Annotated in this window: 24 protein-coding genes and 1 pseudogene; 7 read left to right on the plus strand and 18 right to left on the minus strand. The window is 45.3% G+C overall.

Going from position 1 to position 20,001, the window contains the following annotated elements; all coding sequences use genetic code 11:
• Positions 1-70: 70 nt before the first annotated feature.
• The 3 genes from glmM to ftsH are packed head-to-tail and all read right to left on the minus strand — an operon-like array spanning position 71 to position 4,275.
• The gene (glmM, locus tag AYW76_RS05290) at positions 71-1,429 is read right to left on the minus strand and encodes a phosphoglucosamine mutase (RefSeq protein WP_067216718.1); all 1,359 of its coding nucleotides are present in this window, start codon (positions 1,427-1,429) and stop codon (positions 71-73) included.
• Complete coding sequence (gene folP / locus AYW76_RS05295; RefSeq protein ID WP_067216722.1) at positions 1,422-2,261, minus strand: dihydropteroate synthase; 840 nt, start codon at positions 2,259-2,261, stop codon at positions 1,422-1,424. Before folP ends, glmM begins: the two co-directional genes overlap by 8 nt.
• A 40-nt stretch (positions 2,262-2,301) precedes the next feature.
• On the minus strand, positions 2,302-4,275 hold the full coding sequence (gene ftsH / locus AYW76_RS05300) for an ATP-dependent zinc metalloprotease FtsH (protein WP_156489030.1): 1,974 nt from the start codon (positions 4,273-4,275) through the stop codon (positions 2,302-2,304).
• Between the two features lie 758 nt (positions 4,276-5,033).
• Between ftsH and AYW76_RS05305 the strand changes: the two genes are divergently transcribed.
• Positions 5,034-5,336, plus strand: a complete 303-nt coding sequence (locus AYW76_RS05305; protein WP_067216728.1) for a YhbY family RNA-binding protein — start codon at positions 5,034-5,036, stop codon at positions 5,334-5,336.
• A 92-nt stretch (positions 5,337-5,428) separates the two neighbouring features.
• Complete coding sequence (locus AYW76_RS05310; RefSeq protein ID WP_067216732.1) at positions 5,429-6,241, plus strand: hypothetical protein; 813 nt, start codon at positions 5,429-5,431, stop codon at positions 6,239-6,241.
• Between the two features lie 7 nt (positions 6,242-6,248).
• Here AYW76_RS05310 and AYW76_RS05315 read toward each other — a convergent pair whose 3' ends face one another.
• The 8 genes from AYW76_RS05315 to AYW76_RS05350 all read right to left on the minus strand — a co-directional run bounded on the left by AYW76_RS05315 (position 6,249) and on the right by AYW76_RS05350 (position 13,656).
• Positions 6,249-7,067: an ABC transporter permease subunit gene (locus AYW76_RS05315; RefSeq protein WP_067216735.1), complete on the minus strand. Its 819-nt coding sequence runs from the start codon at positions 7,065-7,067 to the stop codon at positions 6,249-6,251.
• Positions 7,064-7,978: an ABC transporter permease subunit gene (locus AYW76_RS05320; protein WP_067216739.1), complete on the minus strand. Its 915-nt coding sequence runs from the start codon at positions 7,976-7,978 to the stop codon at positions 7,064-7,066. The genes AYW76_RS05315 and AYW76_RS05320 overlap by 4 nt, the downstream gene beginning before the upstream one ends.
• Positions 7,975-9,096 carry a polyamine ABC transporter ATP-binding protein gene (gene potA, locus AYW76_RS05325; protein WP_067216742.1) on the minus strand — a complete coding sequence of 374 codons (1,122 nt, stop codon included), beginning with the start codon at positions 9,094-9,096 and terminating at the stop codon, positions 7,975-7,977. The genes AYW76_RS05320 and potA overlap by 4 nt, the downstream gene beginning before the upstream one ends.
• A gap of 56 nt (positions 9,097-9,152) precedes the next feature.
• Positions 9,153-10,250, minus strand: a complete 1,098-nt coding sequence (locus AYW76_RS05330; protein ID WP_067216745.1) for a polyamine ABC transporter substrate-binding protein — start codon at positions 10,248-10,250, stop codon at positions 9,153-9,155.
• Positions 10,251-10,528: 278 nt separating this feature from the next.
• Positions 10,529-10,870: an iron-sulfur cluster insertion protein ErpA gene (gene erpA, locus AYW76_RS05335; RefSeq protein ID WP_067032299.1), complete on the minus strand. Its 342-nt coding sequence runs from the start codon at positions 10,868-10,870 to the stop codon at positions 10,529-10,531.
• Between the two features lie 91 nt (positions 10,871-10,961).
• Positions 10,962-12,551, minus strand: coding sequence for a peptide chain release factor 3 (prfC, locus tag AYW76_RS05340; RefSeq protein ID WP_067216748.1), 1,590 nt, complete (start codon positions 12,549-12,551; stop codon positions 10,962-10,964).
• A gap of 176 nt (positions 12,552-12,727) precedes the next feature.
• Positions 12,728-13,216: a hypothetical protein gene (locus AYW76_RS05345; RefSeq protein ID WP_067216750.1), complete on the minus strand. Its 489-nt coding sequence runs from the start codon at positions 13,214-13,216 to the stop codon at positions 12,728-12,730.
• Positions 13,213-13,656 (minus strand): DUF5675 family protein, encoded by a 444-nt coding sequence (locus tag AYW76_RS05350; RefSeq protein ID WP_067216753.1) that lies wholly within the window; start codon positions 13,654-13,656, stop codon positions 13,213-13,215. Before AYW76_RS05350 ends, AYW76_RS05345 begins: the two co-directional genes overlap by 4 nt.
• Before the next feature lie 196 nt (positions 13,657-13,852).
• Here AYW76_RS05350 and AYW76_RS19625 point away from each other — a divergent pair, with 196 nt between their 5' ends.
• The 3 genes from AYW76_RS19625 to AYW76_RS19630 all read left to right on the plus strand — a co-directional run bounded on the left by AYW76_RS19625 (position 13,853) and on the right by AYW76_RS19630 (position 14,537).
• Positions 13,853-14,002, plus strand: coding sequence for an IS66 family transposase (locus AYW76_RS19625; RefSeq protein ID WP_197467767.1), 150 nt, complete (start codon positions 13,853-13,855; stop codon positions 14,000-14,002).
• Between the two features lie 125 nt (positions 14,003-14,127).
• Positions 14,128-14,391 carry an IS66 family transposase gene (locus tag AYW76_RS05355; protein WP_067216757.1) on the plus strand — a complete coding sequence of 88 codons (264 nt, stop codon included), beginning with the start codon at positions 14,128-14,130 and terminating at the stop codon, positions 14,389-14,391.
• A gap of 29 nt (positions 14,392-14,420) precedes the next feature.
• Positions 14,421-14,537: a hypothetical protein gene (locus AYW76_RS19630; RefSeq protein WP_407942996.1), complete on the plus strand. Its 117-nt coding sequence runs from the start codon at positions 14,421-14,423 to the stop codon at positions 14,535-14,537.
• 195 nt (positions 14,538-14,732) lie between these two features.
• Here the strand turns inward: AYW76_RS19630 and tnpC are convergent, their stop codons facing one another.
• Positions 14,733-15,572, minus strand: a complete 840-nt coding sequence (tnpC, locus tag AYW76_RS05360) for an IS66 family transposase (protein ID WP_082866115.1) — start codon at positions 15,570-15,572, stop codon at positions 14,733-14,735.
• Between tnpC and AYW76_RS19325 the strand changes: the two genes are divergently transcribed.
• Both AYW76_RS19325 and AYW76_RS05370 read left to right on the plus strand, forming a co-directional pair.
• Positions 15,536-15,802, plus strand: a complete 267-nt coding sequence (locus tag AYW76_RS19325; protein WP_067216768.1) for a hypothetical protein — start codon at positions 15,536-15,538, stop codon at positions 15,800-15,802. The genes tnpC and AYW76_RS19325 overlap by 37 nt on opposite strands.
• Before the next feature lie 93 nt (positions 15,803-15,895).
• Positions 15,896-16,330: a hypothetical protein gene (locus AYW76_RS05370; RefSeq protein ID WP_067216771.1), complete on the plus strand. Its 435-nt coding sequence runs from the start codon at positions 15,896-15,898 to the stop codon at positions 16,328-16,330.
• A gap of 195 nt (positions 16,331-16,525) precedes the next feature.
• Here the strand turns inward: AYW76_RS05370 and vgrG are convergent, their stop codons facing one another.
• The 6 genes and pseudogenes from vgrG to AYW76_RS05400 all read right to left on the minus strand — a co-directional run bounded on the left by vgrG (position 16,526) and on the right by AYW76_RS05400 (position 19,969).
• Positions 16,526-17,023: a type VI secretion system tip protein VgrG gene (gene vgrG, locus AYW76_RS05375; protein ID WP_067216775.1), complete on the minus strand. Its 498-nt coding sequence runs from the start codon at positions 17,021-17,023 to the stop codon at positions 16,526-16,528.
• Positions 17,024-17,064: 41 nt separating this feature from the next.
• On the minus strand, positions 17,065-17,412 hold the full coding sequence (locus AYW76_RS05380) for a hypothetical protein (protein ID WP_067216779.1): 348 nt from the start codon (positions 17,410-17,412) through the stop codon (positions 17,065-17,067).
• Positions 17,405-17,830, minus strand: coding sequence for a hypothetical protein (locus tag AYW76_RS05385; protein WP_067216781.1), 426 nt, complete (start codon positions 17,828-17,830; stop codon positions 17,405-17,407). Before AYW76_RS05385 ends, AYW76_RS05380 begins: the two co-directional genes overlap by 8 nt.
• A complete protein-coding gene (locus AYW76_RS05390) occupies positions 17,823-18,929 on the minus strand; it encodes a hypothetical protein (RefSeq protein ID WP_067216783.1) in 1,107 nt (368 codons plus the stop codon). The genes AYW76_RS05385 and AYW76_RS05390 overlap by 8 nt, the downstream gene beginning before the upstream one ends.
• A gap of 67 nt (positions 18,930-18,996) precedes the next feature.
• Positions 18,997-19,358 (minus strand): annotated as a pseudogene (locus AYW76_RS19635) (PAAR-like domain-containing protein).
• Between the two features lie 26 nt (positions 19,359-19,384).
• A complete protein-coding gene (locus AYW76_RS05400) occupies positions 19,385-19,969 on the minus strand; it encodes a DUF2169 domain-containing protein (protein ID WP_082866117.1) in 585 nt (194 codons plus the stop codon).
• Positions 19,970-20,001 lie beyond the last annotated feature (32 nt).

The raw sequence follows: 20,001 nt of genomic DNA on the forward strand, positions 1-20,001 counted from the left end.
CCTTGATTTAGAGGCGCTTATTCTAGGTAATTGTACTACCTAGATCAAGCGCTATTTTTTGATTTTTGAGTTATGAATCAGCCAATTGCTTACTCTTGTCTTGAGCAACCCGCTCAACTTCAGTTGCTAAATAGTCTACAAGCTCGTCAACCATTTCCTGATCACGACCTTCTACCATCACACGAATCAGAGGCTCAGTGCCTGATGCACGCAGTAAAACACGCCCAAGCCCATTGAGTTTTTCATTGGCCATTGCAATCGCTTTTTGTAACGCTGGCTCCTCTGCGGGCGCAAAACGCGCGGCTACTCGAACGTTTTTCAGCTTCTGAGGAAACTTAATTAAACCTTCTAATAACTCGTGCAATGCTTTGCCTTCTTCTATCATGGCACGCAATACTTGCAACGCCGCAATGATACCATCACCCGTCGTTGTGATATCGCGACACACAATATGACCAGAAGGCTCACCGCCGAGTACCCAACCGTGCTGAATCAGCTTTTCATTCACATACCGGTCGCCAACTTTCGCACGACTAAAGCCTATACCATTTTCAGAGAACGCCAACTCGAGGCCGAAGTTACTCATCAAGGTCCCAACAACACCGCCATTAAAACGACCAGTGTGCATAAGGTGGTTGGCGATAATATAAAGCACATCATCACCATCACAAACCTTGCCGAAGCGATCCACTAAGATCAGACGATCACCATCGCCATCTAACGCAATACCAATGTCTGCTTCTTCAGCTAAGACATTTTTACGCAGCAACTCAGGCTTGGTTGCGCCGCTGTCTTCATTGATATTCAAACCATCGGGATTGACGCCAATAGGAATCACGTCTGCTCCCAATTCGGAGAACACTCGAGGAGCAACGTGATACGTCGCACCATCCGCGCAATCTACAACAATTTTAAGACCCGAGAGCTGCAAGCCAATCGGAAATGTACCCTTACAATATTCAATGTAACGCCCAGCCGCGTCATCAATACGCTTGGCACGCCCAATCAAACTAGACTCAACAACGACCATCGGCTGATCTAAAAAATATTCAATCTTTTCCTCAAGCTCGTCCGAAATCTTACCGCCCTGAGCAGAGAAAAATTTAATACCATTGTCCGTATAAGGATTATGTGATGCACTGATAACTATCCCAGCACTGGCGCGGAACGTTCGAGTTAGATAAGCGATGGCTGGCGTCGGCATTGGACCGACTAAACGCACGTCAGCACCCGCCGCTACGATGCCTGATTCAAGTGCCGATTCAAACATGTAGCCAGAAATGCGCGTATCTTTACCAATCAGGATTTTTTTATCATGCTCTTTGAACACTTGACCCGCTGCCCAACCTAGCTTGAGCATGAACTCTGGTGTGATAGGATCCTTGCCCACCTCACCACGAATACCGTCGGTACCAAAATATTTACGCATTTCGACTCTCTTCTATTTGATGCATCACTTTCAACATATCCACATGGGGCTTGACGTCGTGCACACGAAAGATTCTCGCGCCTTTCATGTACGTCGATGCGTTTGCCCCCATTGTGCCATATAAGCGCTCAGAAACAGGCACACCAAGAATATCGCCAATCATGGTTTTCCGTGAAACCCCAATCAGGACCTCATGACCAAGATCCAGCAGTCGCCCAGTGCAATTCAATAACGTTGTGTTATGAATCAGGGTTTTACCAAAACCTATTCCCGGATCAAGAATAATATTCTCTTTATTAATACCCGCGGCAATTGACGCCTCGATTCGCGTTATCAGGTAGCGTTCGACATCGTCAATTAAATCGCTGTACGACGGTGATTGCTGCATAGTCTGCGGCGTACCGCGCATGTGCATAAGACACACAGGTAACGCCGTCGCTGCAGCCGCCTTCAATGCACCTTCACGCTCTAATGCACGTACATCATTAATCAAACCCGCACCAAGCGCAGCCGATCCTGTTATCACCGAAGGCGTACTGGTATCCACCGAAACGATCACATTAAAACGCGCTTTAATAGCCTCAACAACCGGAAGAACCCGATTCAGTTCTTCCTGCTCGCCCACAACAGCGGCACCAGGACGAGTTGATTCTCCACCCACATCAATAAAATCAGCGCCATCGTCTATCATGCGCTCGGCTTGTTTTAATGCAGAATCTAAAGAATTGTGCTTGCCGCCATCAGAAAATGAATCGGGCGTTACGTTTAGGATACCCATAACGCGAGGAAGCGATAAGTCCAAAGACTTATCGCCAAAAACCATCACAGACATTGTTTATTCACTTTATTCGGAAAAACAAAACCGACGAAGCTTACGCTTCGCCAGTTGGTTTTTGAGAAACCGGTGTCTCACCTGTTGAATCAGACGAGTCGGTCATTTGATCAGGATTTGCAGGATCATTTGGTGCTGCTTCAGTCGTACCGCCAGCTTCCGCTGCACCACCACCTGAAACATCACTACCAGCACTTGGATCAGACCAACCCGCTGGCGGACTTGGCTTTTTGCCGTCCATGATTTCTTTGATTTGGTTCGCATCAATTGTCTCGTAGACCATCAACGCATCCGCCATTACTTCAAGCTTCTCGCGGTTTTCTTCAAGAATTTGCGTCGATTTTTGGTAACAACGGTCAATGATGCCACGCACTTCAGAATCCAGTTTCTTACCTGTTTCAGGTGAGAAATAATTATTCTTGCTGCCCGTCATACTTTGTTGATCGTCTTCTTCGTAGGCAAATGCACCTAACTCCGCAGACAGTCCCCATTTAGTTACCATGTTACGCGCTAAACTTGACGCACGCTCGATATCATTTGACGCACCGGTTGATACACCATCAAAGCCATGAATCATCTCTTCGGCAATTCGGCCACCGTAAAGGCTACAGATTTGCGATTCAATACCACGCTTACTGAGACTGTACTTGTCTTCTTCCGGCAAATACATGGTTACACCTAAAGCTCGACCACGAGGAATGATCGTTACTTTGTAAACAGGATCATGCTCTGGCATCAAGTAACCAACAATCGCGTGCCCCGCTTCGTGGTATGCCGTGTTGCGTTTCTCTTCTTCTTTCATCACCATGGACTTACGCTCAGCACCCATCAGGATTTTATCCTTAGCAAGCTCAAGCAATTCCATGTTAACCAAGCGACGATTCGAACGCGCTGCAAATAACGCAGCTTCGTTGATCAAGTTCGCAAGGTCTGCACCAGAGAAACCTGGTGTACCACGGGCAATGTTTTTCGGCACTACGTCATCTGCCATGGGCACTTTACGTAGGTGAACTTTAAGAATTTGTTCACGACCACGAATGTCTGGCAAACCCACCATAACTTGTCGATCAAAACGACCAGGACGAAGCAATGCAGGGTCTAACACGTCGGGACGGTTTGTCGCAGCAATGACGATAATACCTTCGTTGCCTTCAAAGCCATCCATCTCAACCAACAATTGGTTCAATGTTTGCTCACGCTCGTCGTTACCACCGCCCATACCTGAGCCACGGTTACGACCTACCGCATCGATCTCATCAATAAAGATGATACAAGGGGCGTGTTTTTTGGCTTGTTCGAACATGTCACGTACACGCGACGCACCTACACCAACAAACATTTCAACGAAGTCTGAACCAGAAATCGTGAAGAAAGGCACTTTCGCTTCACCAGCAATCGCTTTTGCAAGCAATGTTTTACCTGTACCTGGAGGTCCACACATTAGAATACCACGTGGAATCTTACCGCCTAGGCGCTGGAATTTGCCTGGCTCACGTAAAAAGTCTACAAGCTCTTCTACGTCCTCTTTGGCTTCATCACAACCGGCAACGTCCGCAAACGTTGTTTTAATCTGATCTTCTGGTAATAAACGCGCTTTAGACTTACCAAACGACATTGGTCCGCCTTTACCACCGCCACCACCTTGCATCTGGCGCATGAAGAACACAAAAATCGCCAAAATTAAAAGGATCGGGAAACTGGCTATCAATAGTTGCGTCCAAATGCTTTGTTGTTCAGGCATACGACCTTCAACAACCACATTGTTACTCAGTAGATCATCCATGATTTTTGGATCAGCTGCTGCTGGACGAACCGTTTCAAAACTGTCACCACTCGAACGCGAACCACTGATGGTGTAACCCTCAATGACCACTTTCGCAATACGACCGTCATGAACCTCCTGTACGAATTCAGAATAAGAGATTCGATTGGTTTCCGTAGAGGTATTAAAATTGTTAAACACTGTCAGTAAGACCGCAGCGATCACCAACCACAATAAAATATTTTTAAGCATATCGTTCAAGAGCACACCTCTTAACGGTTAGTTTACCAAGCGCTGTCACCGCGCTGGCTTAGTAACCTTTAATTTGTCGTCCTAGTAAGCACACTTAGCAGCCTAAGCTGAGAAGTATAGGGTTTACGGGTGACAACAGAACCCAAAGGGCCCTGCATCGATTTCAGGTTCTAAAAGCCAAGCTTTTAAGGACCTCAACAAGAATTCCACTAAGGCGTTATGTCTAGACAGCAATCGTTTCGCTGAGCCAGCCACACACAATCTGTGTCATCAATGACATTGCTACCACAGATATTGGGATCAATGGTTGAAATTACAAGATATAACGCCCGCTTTCCAACCCCTAAAGGTATTTTTTCGTATACCTTAGGTGCATAAGCAGCGTCTTATATCATTTACCATGTCACAATAACGCAGCATTGATAACAGAAATTACGATCTAACTATAATTTCCGATCACTTGAGCGGCATTATACGATAAATTACTCGTAAAACGGTCATTTGTAGGCGTAATCATTCAACCAATTCATTCGTTTCTAACGTCGTTAGATGCTCAGAATATCATCCGTCAAAATCACCGCCCTCTTGCCAAGAAATTTTGACAAAAAGATCGTTCAAATGTTCCGCTTAGATAAGATCGTTAGTTTTTGATCTTACACTGTTTCATCATACCTAATTCACCCGATATTCCGCTATAATATCGCTTAACCTCTGAAGCCTCCAATAAAGAGGGTCAACTAAGATGAGAAATTTTAATTATGAGTTTGACAAACGTTCAAAAAAAGCAATATCGCAACATTGGGCATACACTTAATCCTGTTGTCACTGTTGCAGGTAACGGCCTAACAGAATCCGTTCTGACTGAGATCGACCGTGCTCTAGAAGACCACGAGCTAATCAAAGTTCGCTACAGTGTTGTAGACCGTGAAGCCCGTTACGCGCTGATCGAAGAGACTGGCAAAGTGCTAAAGGCACAAGTTGTTCAGACTATCGGTAAAGTTGCACTATTCCACCGTGCAGCGTTAGAAGCGAATCCGAAGCTATCTAACCTACTTCGTTAAGCATATTAAGATTAAGGTCAGCCACTTGCTGGCCTTAATTTTTGAACTAAAGCGCCGATAAGGTCTCATAATTAAAAAAGTGAGTGCGCGCTATGCTTTTCATCGACACGGTAAAACGAATCAACCAACTTCCTGAACGGGAAGACCACGCCCACTTTCGTCGGCGTCGTAACCGCCCATCAAATGACAGCCTCACACTCAGTGACGCCGCATCTCATGTACAGCAAATCACCTTAACGTATGAATATGCCACCGAACTAACCCCTACGGACAGCATTATTGCCAACATGCTAGAAGCTGTTATTCAACAAGTAGATCAGCTTCATGTTCACGTAGAAGCGCTTAGCCATTTCGCACCAGCTAACGACTCTTGGCAACTGCCGCTGCAAACCCCACCCCGGTCGTTTACAACCAACGAACCCAGTTATGGTGACAGCGCCAAAGACCTGAAACATGAAAAACAAAACAAAAAAATAGAACTGCATTTATTGGGCGCAGACGGAACTGAAAAGGTGTGCTTATTGACGTTTGTAACACATCACTTGTCTGACACATTACGTCAAGCGCTGATCAAGCTATCGCCTAAGCAAACACTGCATACACCCTACTCTGCTGAGCAACTTGAGCCTTTACCACAACAATGGTTATTTGAAATTGACCAAGATGGTGAAGCAGAACCTTTAGAAGATTTATACCTCAGCGGAACGGCGCCCAAAGCGGATTACGACGTAAGCTTCGCAGGATTGCAAATATGGTTTGAGCGACAAAACGATGCACTGCCATTACTTATCAGTGATGTGACACTGGGCTATATTTACATCGGCAATTACGAAGCCTACGGGCATGATGCCAACGCACCAGAAGAAAGCAATACGTCTTCTGGTACATTAGACACCCGCGCCTAGTCATACATTATGAACGGACGAGCTTATCTCGCTTTAACTTGCGACGAGACAACCACCAAGCGACCAATGTCACCAAGGATACAATCAAGATAATCAGCGTCGCTAATGCGTTAATTTTAGGTGACACCCCTAAACGAACAGAGCTAAACACTTCAATCGGTAACGTCGTGGCTCCTGGACCCGATACAAAACTCGCTATCACCACATCGTCTAACGATAACGTAAATGCCAACAACCAAGCCGACACCAACGCTGGCATGATAATTGGTAAGGTAATCTGCACAAAAGCTTTAACGGGCGCCGCGCCTAAATCCATAGCAGCTTCGACAAAAGAACGGTCCAACTCCTTCAAGCGCGAGCTAATAACCACCGTCGCGTATGCCGTACCGAAGGTTGCATGGGCGATCCATATAGTGAACAAACCACGTTCTTGAGGCCATCCTAATACATCTGTCATCGATACAAACATCAGTAAAAGCGATAAGCCAATGATCACATCGGGCATTACCAAAGGCGCTGCGACAAGGCTGTGCAACATCGAGCGACCACGAAAGCGTCCAAAACGTGTCAGTGCCACAGAGGCCAAAACCCCCAAGCAAACAGCCGTATTAGCGCTCCAAAATGCCACTTCCAAACTGCGCCATACGGCAGCCATTAGGCCTTCATCACGGAATAACTCACCGTACCACTTGGTTGACCAACCCGCCCATACGGTCACTAAGCGGGAACTGTTGAATGAATAAATCACCAAACTCAGCATCGGCAGGTATAGGAATGCCATGCCAAACCAAAACATCACACTAGAGAAGCGAATAGGCTGTTTCATTTACCTTCCTCCCATTCTTTCTCTTGATACTTTCTAAAGAAATGAATCGGCAACATTAAGAGCAACAACATAATCAAAGCCAACGATGACGCCAGCGGCCAATCGCGATTATTAAAAAACTCTTGCCACAACACTTTACCAATCACAATCGAATTAGTACCACCGAGCAACTCAGGAATCACATACTCGCCCACCACAGGAATAAACACCAACATGCACCCTGCAATAATACCGTTGCGCGATAGCGGGAAGGTGATTCGCCAAAACGACTGCAGCCAGCGCGCACCAAGGTCTTGTGACGCCTCAATCAAGCTGTGATCGTGCTTAACAAGATTGGCGTATAGCGGCAATATCATAAACGGCAAGTACGCATACACAATGCCTATGTAGACCGCCACATTGGTATTCAAGATGGCTAATGGCTGATCCACCACACCAAGCCACATAAGAGTATTATTTAAAATACCGTTACTTTTCAAAATACCGATCCACGCGTAAATACGAATCAAGAACGATGTCCATGACGGCAGCAGTATCAATAACAATAGGACGGTTTGCGTAGAAGGCTTAGCTCGGGCAATGTGGTACGCCATAGGGTAACCAATAAGCAAGCATAAAAACGTCGATATCGCGGCCATCTTTAAGCTGTTCAGATAGGCAGTCAGATACAACGCATCTTCGGTTAAGAAAATAAAGTTGCCAAAATACACATGCAAATCAAACGCGTCATCCGCCATAGTTAACAGTTGCGTGTATGGCGGAATCGCGATCGCCGATTCCGCAAAGGCTATTTTTAAGACAATCAAAAATGGCAACGCAAAAAACAGCATCAGCCATAAGGTTGGAACGGCAATAACCCAGCGTTTACCGTGCTCAGCATGGCGCTTTAGACGCTCAGTGACTTTCTTCATGGACGCAACACCAGACCACTGTCATCAGACCAATAAACGTAAACTTGCTCTTCCCACGTAGGTTGATCAGCAAAACGATCAGAGTTCACCATGAAAGAGTAAAGGATTTTGCCATTATTTAAACGGATATGGTAAACCGAGTGCCCTCCAAGATAAGCAATGTCATGTACAACGCCACGACACCAGTTGTACTCACCTTGTGGCTGATCACGGGAAATCAGCGTTTTTTCAGGACGAACCGCAAACACCACGTGTTTGTCTTCAATCGCCGTAGTAACGCCATAGGAAACATACAACTGGTTGTTAATTTCGTCTGAATCAATTACTGCATGATCTTGTGCGTCAACGGTAATCGCACCGCGGAACAAATTCATGCTACCAATAAACTCTGCCGCCTGAAGACTGTTCGGCGCTTCATAGATATCTCGCGGAGTACCAGACTGCACAATACTGCCTTCTTCCATAATAGCAATACGGTTGGCCATGGTCATGGCTTCTTCCTGATCGTGGGTAACCATGACACACGTCACGCCGACACTTTCGATGATATCCACCACCTCAAGCTGCATACGATTACGTAGTTTTTTATCCAACGCCCCCATTGGCTCATCCAACAGCAAAAGCTTTGGTGACTTCGCCAAGCTGCGCGCTAACGCCACACGTTGACGCTGCCCACCGGACAGCTGCTCTGGTTTACGCTTTGCGTATTTCTCCATGTGCACCAAACGCAGCATCTGCACAACTTTGTCAGCAATCATTGCTTTGGGCATACGGTCTTGCTTCAAGCCATACGCAATATTCTGCTCAACCGTCATGTGTGGAAACAAGGCATAGGATTGAAACATCATATTAATCGGGCGACGATACGGTGCGAGCGAGACAATGTCTTCGCCATCTAAGATAATTTTGCCTGAGTTCGGCGTTTCAAATCCAGCCAACATACGCAGCAAGGTTGACTTGCCTGACCCTGACGCACCAAGCAATGCAAAGATATCGCCTTTTGCTATATCTAAAGAAACATCATTAACGGCAACCACATCGTCGTAGGTTTTTACGATACTTCTTATCTGAAGAAAGTGGCCATCTACGCCATCACGTGAAAGACTTGGCTCAATCATTTAAAACCCTCAAAGCTAAAAATCATGCCAGCGAGCACCGCCCGCTGGCGATGTGGTTATTGACCGGATTTAATCTTGTTCCATGCACGCGTAATGGTGCGCGTCGTGCGTTGATCCAACACGCTCGGTAACCACAACTTGTCGCGCACTTCTTGTGTCGGAAAAATACTTTCATCATTGGCTACGTCGGCATCCACCATGCCCATAGACGCTGGATTGGCATTGGCGTACCAAACGTAATTCGTTATGTTTGCCGTGATCTCAGGACGCAATAGGAAATTGATCAGTTCATGAGCGCCTGCTGCATTCTTCGCATCACGAGGAATGGCCAGCATATCAAACCACATCAGCGCGCCCTCTTTCGGAATCACATAACGGATATCAACGCCATTGTTGGCCTCTTCTGCACGGGCAGCCGCTTGCGCCACATCGCCCGACCAAGCAATCACAACACAAACGTCACCATTAGCTAGATCATTGATGTATTTCGAGCTATGGAAATAGCGGTAGTAAGGACGCACAGACAACATTAGCTCCGTTGCCTTATTAAGATCCGCTTTATCCGTGGTATTCGGATCAAGACCTAAGTAGTTCAATGCAGAACTGATAATCTCTGTTGGTGCATCCAACGCCACGACACCACAAGACTGCAGCTTTTCTAAGTATTCTTTTTCAAACACCAAAGACCAGCTATCAATCGGAGCATCTTCACCCAAAAGCGCTTTGACTTTGGCTTCATTTATACCAATACCTGTTGTGCCCCACATGTAAGGCACAGAGTATTTATTACCAGGATCAACGCCTTCTAACAAAGACATGATCTTAGGGTCCAGATTCGACCAGTTTGGTAACGCTGAACGATCAAGCGGCATAAACGCACCCGCCTGAATTTGTTTGCCAATAAAGTCATTCGTGGGAACCACTAAATCAAAGCCAGATTGGCCAGAGAGCAACTTGGCTTCCAGCACTTCATTACTATCGAACACATCGTAGACAACCGATGTACCCGTTTCTTGTTCAAAGCTTGGCAACGTTTCTTCGTCGATGTAATCCGACCAGTTATAAAAGTGCACAACATCTTCTGCTTGAGCAGAGAACGGAACCGCCGCCACTGCCGTCAGGGCCAACGCCGAAACGTAAGACTTAAATTTCATATAACTTCCCCTAGTCGGTTTCATTAAAAAGCGGAGTATCATACGTACCCGCACTCATTAGATAAAGGTCATGCTGTGGAAATTCTAAGCAAGTCCGCTTCAATCACTCGATTATCATGCAATAAGCTTACCGATGACGTCGTTATTGACCTAGCATCACCTCTCACTACCTCCATCATTCAAAACAGCGTCATAACCAGATAGAGGTCATAAAAAAACCCTCGGTATTACGCGAGGGTTTTCTAAGACTACTGGTAACGCTTTCGCAATGCGAATCCCTATATACTAAAACTCGCACCACAACCACAAGTAGAAGATGCATTAGGGTTAGCCACAGTAAAGCGTGCACCTTCTAAGTTTTCTTTATAATCGACTTCTGAGCCCACCAAGTACTGGAAACTTAACGGATCAACTACCAGCTTTACGCCATTGCGCATCACTTCTGTGTCGTCCTCTTGATACTCTTCATCAAATGTGAATCCGTATTGGAAGCCAGAACAACCGCCACCTGTCACGTACACACGCAACATCAAGCGCTCGTTTTCTTCCTCCACAATCAATGACTGCAATTTTGCTGCGGCAGCATCCGTCATTGAAATAGGGTCAGCTGATTCGACCATTGCTTTCTCCACTAAGGTATCGAGACACCTTTACACCATTAAAATAATGGCAAGATTATCCTCTTAACCAAGTAAATTAGTCAAGTATAGATCAGTGCTCACGCGTTGCTCGGAACTCAACTTCTGGGTAACGTTCTTTTGCTAGGTTCAAATTCACCATTGTCGGCGCAATATAAGTTAAATTATCACCGCCATCCAATGCTAAGTTTGCCTCGCTCTTACGTTTGAATTCTTCGAACTTCTTACCTTCTTCCGCCTGCACCCAACGCGCTGTTGCCACGTTAATATTTTCGTAGATGGCTTCCACGTTGTACTCCGCTTTTAAGCGCGCCACAACCACATCGAACTGAAGAACACCGACCGCACCAACGATTAAGTCATTGTTTTGCATCGGGCGGAACACTTGCACCGCACCTTCTTCTGAAAGCTGCACCAAGCCTTTTAATAGCTGTTTCTGTCGCAATGGATCTTTTAAGCGAATACGACGGAACAATTCTGGCGCAAAGTTTGGAATACCAGAGAACTTTAAGTTTTCGCCTTGGGTAAAAGTGTCACCAATCTGGATCGTACCGTGGTTATGCAACCCAATAATGTCACCGGCAAAAGCCTCTTCAGCACGTGAACGATCACCCGCCATAAAGGTGACGGCATCGGAAATACTGATTTGCTTGCCCAAACGAACATGATTCATTTTCATGCCCTGCTTGTACGTACCCGATACCACACGCATAAACGCAATACGATCTCGGTGTTTCGGGTCCATATTGGCCTGAATTTTAAAGACGAAACCAGAGAATTTCTCTTCTGTGGCTTCCACTTGGCGATCATGTGTTTCACGCGGCATTGGGGCCGGTGCCCATTGCGTCAAGGCATCCAGCATGTGATCGACACCAAAGTTACCCAAGGCCGTACCAAAGTAAACTGGCGTTAACTCACCCGCTAGAAACAGCTCTTGATCAAATTCATTCGATGCACCCATCACCAACTCAAGCTCTTCTCGTAGCTGCTCGGCCAACTCTTCGCCAACGGCTTCATCTAGCTCAGGGTTATTCAACCCTTTAACAACTCGTAACTCTTGAATTTTGTGACCCTGACCCGTGGAGTAAAGCAGCGTTTCATCATTATGGATGTGGTACACACCTTTAAACAGCTTGCCACAACCAATGGGCCACGTGATCGGTGCACACATCATTTTTAATTCGTTTTCTACTTCATCCAGAAGATCCATCGGATCACGAATATCACGGTCCAATTTGTTCATAAACGTTACAATTGGCGTGTCACGCAGACGCGTTACTTCCATTAACTTACGGGTACGTGCCTCGACACCTTTTGCCGCGTCGATCACCATCAAACAAGAATCCACGGCCGTTAGCGTACGGTAGGTATCTTCCGAGAAATCTTCGTGTCCAGGAGTGTCCAGCAGGTTAACCAAGCAATCATTGTATGGGAACTGCATCACCGACGTCGTGATCGAGATACCACGCTCTTTCTCCATATCCATCCAATCGGATTTGGCGTGCGCATTGGAACCGCGACCTTTTACCGTACCGGCAGACTGAATCGCACGTCCGAACAACAATACTTTTTCAGTAATCGTTGTCTTACCGGCGTCGGGGTGGGAAATGATCGCAAACGTGCGGCGCTTGTTTACTTCATCAAGAAAATGCTGGTCAGCCATTTAGAAACTCTTTTGTATTCACAAACTCACATGTCGATAAAAAGTCCCTAATGAGGGACTTTTTCACTGCAAGCTTGTTTTGGTAATAGGGATTGGGCGCTATTTTCGCTCATATTGAGTATATAAACAATCTAGGAACACGACTGCTTGTCATTATTCCCCTTATACCACTTAAACTAATCGACCATATAGACGGAAGAGGCTTGAACCTGCTCTAACAATCGCTTTGCTTGTTCATCAAATTGTGAATCCGGCTTGATGATGTAACTTGCTAATGACACTTCCAATGCTTTTTTTAAGTCATTAAGCTGCACCACTTGCTCTGGCGTTACCGCCATAAATACTTGGCCTTGTAACTGGCTCAACCAGCGGTTAAAAGACGCAGGCGAGTTAAACAAGGCGGCCAAGGTTAATTCAGGTTCCGCAATCATCGCCTTCAAGATATAAGGCGAGATTTCAGCGGTTAACGCACCATCACGGTGCTCCCACACTAAAATCACGGTATTTAAAGCCGGTAGAAAGTTCTCTTCTTCTGCGGACGATAAACTCATTTCAACCTGTTCTTGGTGCTGTGTCAGCCAAGACATATTTGTCTCAATCAAGGTCTGAGCCGATGCCATGAAAGAACACAGCAACAGTCCTGCCGCCATCAATTTCCGAATCATTCTGAAGCGTCTCCTATAATTGAATTACTAATCTCGATCGTTATGCGCTGCGCCCCAGCTAGATGCGCTTTTATTTCATTAAACGCAACTCGGCTTCGTCCAACAGCAAGATCATTGTTGTCTGACATTTTCACTTTGCCGGGCATTAGACACCCCTCGGTATTAGAGTGAAAATTACCAGGGTGAATCAAAATGTATGTACGACCGGGCACGTCTTTCAACTCGAATGCATCAGGATACTTGGGTGAAGAATAAGACGTCACTCGATACGTCCCCTGAGGAATGCGTTGATCCGAGCCTTCCGTTGTGGAGTCGGGGCCACTTGGCTCTAAAATGTACCAAGTGCCCGCTTTGCCACCGATGGTTAATACGCCACGAGTGGCATTGGCAGAGGTTTCTTGTCGATCAAGCTTTATTCGCACGTGAGTGTTATTACCCATACGTAAATCCTTATATATACTGCGCTTTTATACAGCGGCTATGCTAACACCGGATAAGTAGGCCACTAACCTCGACTCGCGAGTATTTCGAATTCCTGACACCGCAACACACAAAACTCACAACAAACTGACAATAGAAAATTCGTTTGTTTAATTTTTTTAATGGAGGATCAAACAACGATCATCTAAACCAAGCTTGATTCCAAAGGGTTTCGCTACTCCAACATTTTTAGCGCAAATCATCAGTGGTAAATATCAATACGCCTTGCCACTGTATCGCCAAGAAGCGCTGTTTAAGCAATACGGCATTGAGCTTAGTCGGCAATCCATGTCTAAGACTGGATAAAAAAGTGTGCAATAGCGATACAGCCTATTATGACCGCTAGCATGAGTTGCTGTTGAAGCAGCCAGCACTCCATGTGGATGAAACCATACTTAATGTGGTCAAAGAGGCGAAAAAACACCTGTTACATGTGGGTGTATTGCAGTGACTACCTACAAATTGATGGCTATAGTGGATATGAAGAAACAGGCGCACAACTGGTTGGTTGCTGGTCTCACGCACGTCGCTACTATACTGATATTGCCAAAACGTCTCCCAAGGGAAAAGCGGGTAAACACACCCTTGCACTGAACCATATTCAAAAGTGGTATGTGATTGGATCCCGAACACAACAATGTAAATCGCCTGAAGAAGCGTTTACCTATCTCAGAACCATGCGCTGCAAGCGCTAGCAAATTACAAAGCATGGTTAGAGAAAAGGGTGCCACTCAAACCGCCAATAGACAAACTGACCGAAGCGCTGAACTACAGTTTAAATCAATGGGATAAACTGGTGCGTTACATTGAGGCCCCCCTCTCAATAACGACAACAACGTAAGCGTCCGGCAAACCACACCTTGAGGATGTTTTTTGATCTATCGCATCTTTGTGATGCTTTAGAGATGCAAGCTGACCATTATGTCTCTAAAGTGTTGTTCAGACAGAGAGCCACGGATGGTTTACGCTCCCAGGATGGGAGCTCTGTCTTTCTTCAGGGCGATCAATGAGCTGCATGGAAGCGGCGGAGAGTCTCTTAAGGCGTTAACGTCACATTACAAGGCAGCAAGTCGTCGATGTCTGCGCCTGTTTTCCTTTTTGGCAGTTCTTCAAACACTTTAACAAGGTAGTCGTAAGCGATTAAGCCATTGGCTTTAGCGGTTTCGATCATGCTGTAGAGTACCGCGCTGGCCTCGGCACCGTTTTCTGTATTTGAGAAGAGCCAGTTCTTTCGTCCAATCACGAACGGCTTGATGGCTCGCTCGGCACGGTTGTTGTCGATGCTAAGATGTGGGTCGTCAACATAGCGCACAAGCTTCTCCCATTGGTTGAGACAGTAATTTAAGGCGCCTGTGAGTTTGTCTTTTGGCGGCTTGTTTTTCACTGTTTTTTCTAGCCACTTTTTAAAGTCGTTTAGCACTGGGATCGTCTGTTCACGGCGATAAGCAAAGGCCTTTTCCGTTGTCTCGCACTGTGCAGCTCTACTTTCAATCGCATAGAGCTTTTGTATCCAGTTCAGTGCCACGGTATGTGTGCCCGTCTTGTTCTTTCCTAAGCTTTTGGCGATGTCCATAAATTTACGACGTGCGTGGGCCCAGCATCCGACGAGCTGTGTGTCGGTTTGTTCGTATCCAGCATAACCATCGGCGTGTAGATACCCTGAGTAATCATTCAAAAAGGCCTTTGGATGGGTCGCTTGGCGCGTTTTTTGGAACTCGTATAAAACGATCGGTTTCAATGCCGTTTTGTACATAGGGTGTGGTGTATCTGGCCCATCCGTTCCACTGCAATAGACCCACATGTAGCATTTATCTCGGTCTTCTTTTACCAAATTGAGCGGTGTTTCGTCCGCATGAAGAGCGGGGTGTTGAAGCAAAATTTCTTTCAGCCGTTGATAAAGAGTCGGCTAAAAACTGGTCAACTGAAGAAGTACTAAGCCGTTGGCATACACTGCATAAAGGCACCATGATCACACAACAATATATGATGGATGGGGCCGTTCCAGACTACTTACAGCCACTACTTAATGCTATGGTCGAAACCTATCGCCAGCGACTCATGGACATTAGCTGGTTCATGAAAGAGCTAAATGAGAACATCGCTTGACAAGCAAATCTGGAAGATAATTGCACCGGTAGATTCTGGGAAGGCCGCTTTAAGTCCCAAGCCCTACTCGATGAGGCAGCATTAATCGCTTGTATGGCATATGTTGATTTGAATCCAGTAAGGGCAAAGATTGACCGAACGCCCGAGACATCCAAGCACACCAGCATCAAAAAACGCATCCACGCCGCCCAAAAAAACTATCAACCTAATTCTCTACATCCTTTTGTGGGCAATCCAAGAGAAAACCAGCCGAACGGCCTGCCCTTTCGTTTGGAAGACTACCTAGAACTTGTCGATCTTACGGGTCGTATTGTGCGCCAAGATAAACGTGGCAGCATAGAGCTCTCGTTTGCACCGATCTTACAGCGCCTAAATATCCCATCTGAAAACTGGATGACCATCGCCATCGAGTTTGAACAACATACCCACGCCGCAGTGGGTACAGAGTTAATCTTATCTAACTACTACCAAAAAGTAGGCTATAAACGGCGACCTAAGATCAGTAAAACGAAACAGCTACTCGCCTAGGAAACCAAACTCATCACTCAACACATATGATCTGAACTGATCAGGACTCCTCACGTCTCGTTTTCACTAAATGCCCTAAAACATATAAATCTAGACCCAAAAGAGTGTAAATAAGCCCGTTATAATCGGAACAGGCTTATTTTTGTGGCTCTGCTAAAAGTGAGCAGAGAGTCACTTTTTAAGATGGGTGTCATGTTAAACTGCGAAGTAGTAGTAAATACCTTCTTCTTCAAATAGTCGGGATAAAAAGTCAAAATCACTTTCTTTGTATTGAACACAATACTCGCGTGCGGGGTGTTGGCCTGCCAAGCGAAAGGAAAAATCACTAAAACCGTTTTCAGCGAAAATAGCAGAAGCGATTTCTTTTACCGTTTTGAACTGAAAAACTTTGCAGTCACTGGTTTGTGTTAGGAACCAAAACCAAGGTACGACAACAGCCGTGTAACTTTGTAAATCTTGTAATTTGTTACCATCCTGACGAAAGCTCTGTACGTAGCCGTTAATATAGCGATAGCTACCCGCCTGAAATAACGCATTGTCATCGGTAAGAGAGATTTTTAGGGTGACGTTTTTGCCCACTATTTGTGCTGGTGGAATGTCTTTGAGTAAGGAGTATGCTTCGATCTCAAAGCCAAACAGTGTCGAAACCTTCTCTTCCCCGACCAAACGAGTTAATAGCAATGTGTCTGGCACCGTATATGATCGTAATTTTTTAGCTATCGTTACCGATGACTTTATCTCGGCCTTTTGTAGCTGCGGTCACTAGAGTCCCAAAACAATTCAATTCCATCTATTTCAGCTACAAATTCCTTAAAGCAACTATTATTTCTTATCTCAGACAACAGATCGAACCAGTGCTCTGCAGAATAAATAAAGTCATCGATGTCTAATTCAAAAGCATCAAAAGGTAACTGTATACGACCTTCAATAAAATCCACACCTTCTTTTAGAAGTAATGTATTATCACCATATTTATCAGTTATCTTCTTCAATACTGGACTATCTTTAGCTTTATCTAAAATAAGACTAATTTTCTTATTATCGTAAATAAAACCAGAAAACAAAAAGTATATTTCACCCATTATTCAACCTATATAAAAGCATTTTCAATAATTCAAAAAAATATGAAACTAAGAAAAAAAGTTCATCATAGCTATTAAAAAAAGGTTTTTTTACCGTATCCAACTTTACATTAGATAGACTCCGAATAATTTTCGAAACAGGATAAGCTATACCTTCGCTATCATTAATAACAAAAATAAATTCACAACATCCATATTTTATTGAAATATTCATATAAACTTCAGGAGTATAAAAAACACTAAAAAAACGCTCTTTTTTAAAATATTTAATATTAAACCCTTCCTCTGAAAATAGATTTAAAATATAACTTATATCAAATTTCTCAAGAGGGTCTCTTTCAGGGTATTTTTCACAAATCAAAAAATACTTATCAAAAAAACCAATGTCTAAAAAAGCTTCTTTAAGATTATCATTCATTTCTGTACCTTATTTTAACACCCTTACTTTCAGCAATCGATTCGAATTTATATTTATTTAATGAATTAAAATTTCCATCAGGAACCTCTAAAATCCGGTCTCCTTTCAACTCTTTACCATTAATATCAGGATACTTCCTAGAATTTACCTTCGTTCCTGGTGAGTATTTTTTATTAATTTCATCTACATAACCCTCAAAAGTCGATTCTTTTATTTTATCAAAATCGGTACTTTTTCTAGAGACTATTTCTCCTTCAGAATATGAGTCTAATCGCTTTCCATTTTCCAAATGAACTTCATTATAATCATACCATCCCTCTTTTTCAGCTTTTTTATTGAAACGATTACCTCGTGCCATTGGCGAATCATTTTTCCAATAATCTGACTCTGTTTTCCACGAATCTCTATCTCTATAAGCCTTACCTTCAGATTTTTTACGAGATACATACTTTTGATAATCTTTTTCCAATTCAGGGTCATTAAATTTCCCGCCACCCTCAACATACCCACCATCTTTACCCTCACCCTCTTTTGGCCCTTCAGTATCCTTATCTTTCTTCGGGGGCTTGCTTGGTGGTGGGGCGTCGGCTTTCTTGGCCGCGGCTTCAGCGGCTTCAGCGGCTTCTTGCTTGGCCTTCGCTTTGGCGCCCGCTTCTACGGCTGTTTCGGCAGCTTTGGCGCCATATTTCGCGGCCGTAACGCCCTGACCTGCACCGGGAATCATGGCTAAGACACTTACACCTGCGGTCGTGAATTCCCCTTGCACTGCATAAAATATAGCATTGGCCGCATCCGCAAAGATACCTATAACGGGGATCATCCCCGCTGCATCAAGGGCTGCATGCGCTGCATCGGATTTATTCTCTTCCCACCAATCTCCTTCCCCTTCTATCGGCTCGATTGTTGGGGCACTGTTACCTGCCCCACTGGCTTCGGGACTGGTCTTGGGAACAACCATTCCAGAGGTGTTAGGTGGCGCAGCGGGTGCTGGTTGGCTATTTGGGTGAACGCTTCCTTCCTTTGGCTCAGGTAGTTCACATTCTTCGCCTGTTTCTCGATCTACACACACATCAAGTGTTGCTAATGTAACTTGTTCCATGTGCTTTCTGTACCTTTCTTCCTGATTCACAGCTACCTTGTATAAAAGGTCAGCTCTTTTAAATTAGCTAAGGCTTCTCAGCGTTCATCCAGGCTTGATCGCCCGTTCGCACAATGGGTTTGCCATTGACGTATACGGTGCTGCTTTTCAAAATGCTGTAGCTGATTTTGACGTGGGTTCCAGACACCACGCCCATTCCCGCGCCAGGCTCGTCCCCTGTGATGTTGTCCACGAAGCTTTCATCGTGCAGGTAGGCGGCTTTTTTCCGAAAAAAGACATTCGTGAGCATTGCTTACTTTTATCCATGGTGTGCGTAATCATGTAAGGCACCGGCACACCCACCGGTTTACTGGGGGTTAAGCACACATCGGGGAGCAGGGAGATCAGCATAAAGTCCCCGTCTTGTGCGGTGGCGGATTCATTGGCCATGGTGTTTTTCGTCCTCTTTAACGGTGTTAACCAGCGGCTAGCGCTTGTTGGATTAACTCAGCGTTTTTTGCCCGAGCCGCCTCAATGTCCCAAGTGCCTAGCTCCATTTGTTTGATACCCGCCTTGGCGGCGACTAAGGCTCGGCGTACGACCGATACGGTTAGTTGTTGCATATCAAAAATAAGAGTGTCGGTTTCCATCGGCTTGAACAACGGTACGCCAGCTTCCAGTCGAAGCAGTAATTTGATATCCGGGACAGGTAATTTAAAGCGCAGCGTACCTTGTGGATGCAGTCCGATGAGCACTACCTCTTCACCCCCCTGCGGGTAGTCGATCTGTTGGTTCTTGGGCGCGGCGTTCCAATAAGCAAAGTCAAAATCGAGAGGCAGCTTCGGCCAACGTGTGGCTTTCCATTCGGCGTCGTAGGTGCCTGCTAAGCTGGCTCTGGGTTGCCACCAGCGACCCACAGGTCCAAGCCCTACCGTAGGGTAATCTTCGTTGTCGGCGTTTTTGGCACTAAAAGGCGTTTCAAACGCTTCGATAGACGGGGCGTAAGCGTAATCCACGCCGCTTTTTTTGCGCCAAGCTCGACGGCTAAATCCGCATCCAATGAAGTTGAGTTAGGCTCAGTATTTTTTGCATC

This window comes from Marinomonas gallaica (assembly GCF_001639745.1).
Taxonomy (GTDB): domain Bacteria; phylum Pseudomonadota; class Gammaproteobacteria; order Pseudomonadales; family Marinomonadaceae; genus Marinomonas; species Marinomonas gallaica.

Bases quoted from the DNA above. Each gene is read 5' to 3' on its own strand.
- glmM (WP_067216718.1), bottom strand. From the start codon at position 1,429: ATGCGTAAATATTTTGGTACCGACGGTATTCGTGGTGAGGTGGGCAAG.
- folP (WP_067216722.1), bottom strand. From the start codon at position 2,261: ATGTCTGTGATGGTTTTTGGCGATAAGTCTTTGGACTTATCGCTTCCT.
- ftsH (WP_156489030.1), bottom strand. From the start codon at position 4,275: ATGCTTAAAAATATTTTATTGTGGTTGGTGATCGCTGCGGTCTTACTG.
- AYW76_RS05305 (WP_067216728.1), top strand. From the start codon at position 5,034: ATGAGTTTGACAAACGTTCAAAAAAAGCAATATCGCAACATTGGGCAT.
- AYW76_RS05310 (WP_067216732.1), top strand. From the start codon at position 5,429: ATGCTTTTCATCGACACGGTAAAACGAATCAACCAACTTCCTGAACGG.
- AYW76_RS05315 (WP_067216735.1), bottom strand. From the start codon at position 7,067: ATGAAACAGCCTATTCGCTTCTCTAGTGTGATGTTTTGGTTTGGCATG.
- AYW76_RS05320 (WP_067216739.1), bottom strand. From the start codon at position 7,978: ATGAAGAAAGTCACTGAGCGTCTAAAGCGCCATGCTGAGCACGGTAAA.
- potA (WP_067216742.1), bottom strand. From the start codon at position 9,096: ATGATTGAGCCAAGTCTTTCACGTGATGGCGTAGATGGCCACTTTCTT.
- AYW76_RS05330 (WP_067216745.1), bottom strand. From the start codon at position 10,250: ATGAAATTTAAGTCTTACGTTTCGGCGTTGGCCCTGACGGCAGTGGCG.
- erpA (WP_067032299.1), bottom strand. From the start codon at position 10,870: ATGGTCGAATCAGCTGACCCTATTTCAATGACGGATGCTGCCGCAGCA.
- prfC (WP_067216748.1), bottom strand. From the start codon at position 12,551: ATGGCTGACCAGCATTTTCTTGATGAAGTAAACAAGCGCCGCACGTTT.
- AYW76_RS05345 (WP_067216750.1), bottom strand. From the start codon at position 13,216: ATGATTCGGAAATTGATGGCGGCAGGACTGTTGCTGTGTTCTTTCATG.
- AYW76_RS05350 (WP_067216753.1), bottom strand. From the start codon at position 13,656: ATGGGTAATAACACTCACGTGCGAATAAAGCTTGATCGACAAGAAACC.
- AYW76_RS05355 (WP_067216757.1), top strand. From the start codon at position 14,128: ATGTGGGTGTATTGCAGTGACTACCTACAAATTGATGGCTATAGTGGA.
- AYW76_RS05370 (WP_067216771.1), top strand. From the start codon at position 15,896: ATGGCATATGTTGATTTGAATCCAGTAAGGGCAAAGATTGACCGAACG.
- AYW76_RS05380 (WP_067216779.1), bottom strand. From the start codon at position 17,412: ATGGGTGAAATATACTTTTTGTTTTCTGGTTTTATTTACGATAATAAG.
- AYW76_RS05385 (WP_067216781.1), bottom strand. From the start codon at position 17,830: ATGAATGATAATCTTAAAGAAGCTTTTTTAGACATTGGTTTTTTTGAT.
- AYW76_RS05390 (WP_067216783.1), bottom strand. From the start codon at position 18,929: ATGGAACAAGTTACATTAGCAACACTTGATGTGTGTGTAGATCGAGAA.